The following is a 3,281-nucleotide window of genomic DNA, read 5'->3' on the forward strand; positions in this document are numbered from 1 at the left end:
CCCCCCGCGGCCGCCGCGGGGTCGGGTGTGGTGGCCGCGGGCTCGGCGGTGGGGGTGTGCGGCGCGGGCGGTGTCGTGCCGTCGTGGTCGTCGAGGTCGAGGGTCTCGCGCAGGGGTTGTTCCCGGATGAAGGCGACGGCCACGACGGTGACCAGAGCCGCGCAGGCGGCGATGAGGAACAGGGTGCCGGTGGCGTGGCCGTAGGCGGCGCGCACGACCTCCCGCACGGGCGGGGGCAGCGCGTCGACGTCGAGGGTGCCGCCCCCGCCGTTGAGGGCCTCGCCGACGGGCAGGCCGCGGGCGGTGAGGGTGCTGGTGATGTGGTCGGCCACGCGCATCGCGAGCACCGCACCCAGCACGGACACCCCGGCGGAGCCGCCGAGGGTGCGGAAGAAGGTGACGGTGGCGGTGGCGGCGCCGACGTTGCGCATGCCGACGGTGTTCTGCGCGGCCAGCACGAGATTCTGCATCATCGAGCCGACGCCGGTGCCCATCAGCGCGAGGAACACGCCCATCCACACGAGGTCGGTGGTGTGGTCGACGGTGGACAGCAGGGACAGCCCGGTGAGCAGCACCAGCGACCCGGCCACGAGGAACGGTTTGGTGCGGCCGGTGCGGGACACGATGCGGCCGGTGATGGTGGAGGAGGCGACCAGCCCGCCGACCATCGGCAGGGTGAGCAGCCCGGCCACCGTGGGGGAGTAGCCGCGGGCGATCTGGAAGTACTGCACGAGGAACACCGCGCCGCCGAACATGGCGGTGCCCACGGCCAGCGACCCGACGATGGCGAGGGTGAAGGTGCGGTCGCGGAACAGCCGCAGCGGCACCACGGGTTCGCTGACCCGGGTCTCGACGAACACGGCCAGCGCCAGCAGCGCCAGTGCGCCGCCGACGAGCCAGCCGGTGGTGGGCGAGAGCCACGCGAAGTCCTGCCCCGCCAGGGAGAACCACACCAGCAGCAGGGTCACCCCGGACACCAGCAGCAGCGCACCCAGCCAGTCGATCTTGATGTCGCGCTTGACGACGGGCAGTTTCAGCGTGCGGCCGAGCACGACGAACGCGGCCACGGCGATGGGCACGCCGACCCAGAAGGTGAACCGCCAGCCCAGCGGGGAGTCCACGATCAGCCCGCCGATCAGCGGTCCGGAGGTGGTGGCGACGGCGAAGGTGGCGCCGATGTAGCCGGCGTAGCGGCCGCGCTCCCGCGGGGTGATCATCGCCGCCATCACGGCCTGGATGAGCGCCTGCAGCCCGCCCATGCCGATGCCCTGCAGGGCGCGGAACCCGATGAGCTGCGGCATGGTCAGCGCGAACCCGCCGAGCACCGACCCGAGCGTGAAGATCACGATCGCGACCTGGTACAGCAGCTTCTTGCTGAACAGGTCGGCCAGCTTGCCCCAGATCGGGGTGGTGGCGGTGGAGGTCAGCAGCATCGCGGTGACCACCCACGCGTACTGGCTCTGCGTGCCGTCCAGGTCGGCCAGGATCGTGGGCAGCGCGCTGGAGACGACGGTCGACGACAGGATCGCCACCAGCAGCGCGAGCAGCAGCCCGGTGAACGCCTTGAGCACCTGCCGGTGCGACATCGGCCGCTCGGGCGGCTGCCCCGCGTGCGGCGGCGCGGCTTCGGCGTCGGACGCGGATCGCTCGGGCGCGGACGTGGCGGGGCTCCCTTCACGGGCCGGAAATCTTTTCCGAAGCTAACGAAAAAAGTTGTGTGATGCAACTATGCTCGGGGTGGCCCGCCCCACCAGCCGCCGCGCCGCCCGGTTTGACCTCCACCGCACTGCAGGTGTGACGCTGACGCCATGACCACCACCGCACCCACCCCGGCACCCACCGACACCGACGAATGGGGCGTCGACGCGCTCGACCTCGACGCCTACCTCGCCCGCATCGGGTTCGCACACACCCCCGCCGCACCGTCGACGGAGGGGCTGCGCGCGCTCCACGAGGCCCACGTGCGCACCATCCCGTTCGAGAACCTCGACGTCGTGCTCGGCCGCACCCCGGGCCTCGACCTGGAATCGATCACCGCGAAGCTCGTGCACCGGCCCCGCGGCGGCTACTGCTACGAACACGCCCTGCTGTTCGCCGCGGTGCTGGCCCGGCTCGGCTACCCGGTCGTGCGCGGCGTGGCCCGCGTCCGACCCGACCACCCCGGCCCGCAGACCCACGTGATCCTGCTGACCCGCGTCGACGGCGTCGACCACCTCGTCGACGTCGGCTTCGGCTCCGGCGTGCTGCACCCGATGCCGCTGCGCGACGGGCACGTCGTCGACCAGGCCGGCTGGCCCCACCGGCTGCGCACCGACGGCCGCACCTGGCGCCTGGAGCAGCACACCGACGACGGCTGGAAGGCCCTGCACGCCTTCGACACCACCCCGCAGCACCCGGTCGACTACACCGTCGGCAACCACTACATCGCCACCCACCCGGACTCCCCGTTCACCGGCCGGCCGGTAGTGATGCGCCTCGAACCCGGCCGCTGCCGCCGCCTCGTCGGCACCGAACTGCACACCACCCACCCCGACGGCCGCCCCGCCGAGCGGGTGCCCGTCCCACCGGAGCAACTCGACGAGACACTGCGCGAGCTCGACATCACCCTCGACCCGGACGAGCTGTCCCGGCTGCGCGACCGGCTCGGCGGGTGACCCGGCACCCGCCCGCGGCTCACCCCGCCGGCATCAGCTCCGTGATCAGCCGGGACAGCTGCCGCACGTTGCGGCACTCGTGCATCGGCACCACCCGCGCGTAGTGGTGGGCCGCCGAGTCACCCGTGCCCCACAAATTCTCCGGCTCCGGGTTGAGCCAGTACACGTGCCGCGCCGCGGCCGCCACCTCCCGCAACACGGGCAGGTTCGGATCACCCCCGTTGGTGCGGCCGTCCCCGAGGATCAGCACGCTCGTACGCGGACCGACCGCGTCCGGCCACCCGGCCACGAACGAGTCCAACGCCCCGCCGTAGTCACTGTTGCTTCCCCACGTCGTCACCCGCGCCTGCGACAGCACCCGCACCGCGAGGTTGCGCGGGTCCTCACTCCCGGCCCGCACCAGGTCGGTGACCTCGTCGGTGACCCCGACGAACGCGAAACTGCGCACCTTGCTGAACTGGTCGGACAACGCCTGGATCAACAGCAGGGTGAACTGCGCGAACCCGGCCACCGACCCGGACAGGTCACACAACAGCACCAGCTCCGGCCGGTGCGGGCCACGCCGCCGCAACACCGGCCGCATCGGCACCCCGCCGGTGGCCATCGACCGGCGCAGCGTGCGCCGCA

At 72.4% G+C, this 3,281-nt stretch carries 3 protein-coding genes; 1 reads left to right on the plus strand and 2 read right to left on the minus strand.

What is annotated here, in order from left to right; translation table 11 throughout:
* Positions 1-1,586 (minus strand): MDR family MFS transporter (locus ACTIR_RS22345; protein ID WP_233345858.1); only part of this gene is annotated, 1,586 nt, incomplete at its 3' end.
* 222 nt (positions 1,587-1,808) lie between these two features.
* On the opposite strand from ACTIR_RS22345, the gene ACTIR_RS0108260 reads away from it, so the two are divergent.
* Positions 1,809-2,654, plus strand: a complete 846-nt coding sequence (locus ACTIR_RS0108260) for an arylamine N-acetyltransferase family protein (protein ID WP_026453917.1) — start codon at positions 1,809-1,811, stop codon at positions 2,652-2,654.
* Between the two features lie 19 nt (positions 2,655-2,673).
* On the opposite strand, the gene ACTIR_RS22350 is transcribed toward ACTIR_RS0108260, so the two are convergent.
* Positions 2,674-3,281 (minus strand): VWA domain-containing protein (locus ACTIR_RS22350; RefSeq protein WP_034239016.1); only part of this gene is annotated, 608 nt, incomplete at its 5' end.

It is taken from the genome of Saccharomonospora iraqiensis subsp. iraqiensis (genome assembly GCF_000430445.1).
In the GTDB taxonomy this organism is placed as follows: Bacteria; Actinomycetota; Actinomycetes; order Mycobacteriales; family Pseudonocardiaceae; genus Saccharomonospora; species Saccharomonospora iraqiensis.

What these genes read in the sequence shown, in the direction of transcription:
- ACTIR_RS0108260 (WP_026453917.1), top strand. Translation starts at nt 1,809, where the DNA reads ATGACCACCACCGCACCCACCCCGGCACCCACCGACACCGACGAATGG.